The 1,078-nt window shown below is 77.1% G+C and carries 2 protein-coding genes; both read right to left on the bottom strand.

What is annotated here, in order from left to right; translation table 11 throughout:
• The coding region (locus G6553_RS20570; protein ID WP_166196997.1) for an RDD family protein at nucleotides 1-570 on the bottom strand (570 nt) is incomplete at its 3' end.
• On the bottom strand, nucleotides 570-1,078 hold a 509-nt coding region (locus G6553_RS20565), incomplete at its 5' end, for an FHA domain-containing protein (RefSeq protein ID WP_207620090.1). The genes G6553_RS20565 and G6553_RS20570, both read right to left, overlap by 1 nt.

The following is a 1,078-nucleotide window of genomic DNA, read 5'->3' as shown; positions in this document are numbered from 1 at the left end:
CGGCGGCGTGACCGCGGCGGGAGGGGTGGGGACGAGCCGCATCGCGGTGAGGTTGACGACCTGCCGCGGCGCGGCCGCGACCTCCTCCACGACGACCGGCGCGGGACGGACGTCGACCACGACCGCGTGCGTGAGCCGGTCGTGGGCGCCGCGGCGACGGCCGCTGCGGTCCATCACGGCGGTCCAGGCGAGCATGCCGAGCCCGAAGCCGAACGTCGGCAGCGCCGCCACCCCCAGGACGAGCGAGCGCAGGAGCGCGGCGGGGACGCCGATGGGGGCGCCGGTCGTCTCGTGCACCACGCGCAGGCCGAGCAGCGCGCGGCCCGGCGAGGTGCCGCGCAGCCCGAGCAGCAGGGAGAAGACGAGCGACACGAGCAGGACGGTGCCGACGATGACGCCGATGCCGGCACCGGTGCGGCCGCGGTCGAGCAGGAACCACCACGCGGCGAGCGCCGCGACGGCGTACGCGCCCCACGCGACGAGGCGGTCGACGGTGAAGGCGTAGAAGCGCCGGTCCAGCTCCGCTGCGGGGTACGTCGTCGCGGCGGCAGGGGCGGCCGGGGTGGCCATCAGGGCCTGGCGACCTGGATGGTGACCCCGTCACCCAGGTCGATGACCGCGCCGGGGATGAGCTGGACGGCGACGCCCGGCTGGAGGTCCTCGGGGCCGAGGCCCGGCTGGACGAGCACGGTGCCGTTCGTCGAGCCGAGGTCGGTGACGACCGCCAGCCCGTGGTCGGCGCCCGAGCCGGGGCGCACCTCGAGGTGGGTCGAGGAGATCTCCTGCTGGGGGCTCGGCACGGTGACCAGGCGCGGCTGCTCGGTCGAGGTGAACCGCCGGGCCTCGGGTGCGCGGCCGACCAGGACCGCGCGGTCCACGTCGACGGTCTCGCCGTTGGAGATGACCAGCCGCGCGACCGGGCGCGAGGTCACAGCCGGCGCCTGCGGCTGGCCGGGGATCCCGGAGGGCCTGCGCTCGAACGGCGTCGGGTCCAGGGCCCCGGCGCGCGTCTCGCCGTCGTGGTCGGAGGCCTCTGGCGCGAGCGGTGCCGGAGGAGCAGGCGGGGGCGGCACCGCTC

It is taken from the genome of Nocardioides sp. IC4_145 (genome assembly GCF_011250565.1).
Taxonomy (GTDB): domain Bacteria; phylum Actinomycetota; class Actinomycetes; order Propionibacteriales; family Nocardioidaceae; genus Nocardioides.
This window is presented reverse-complemented; position numbering and strand designations above follow the sequence as displayed.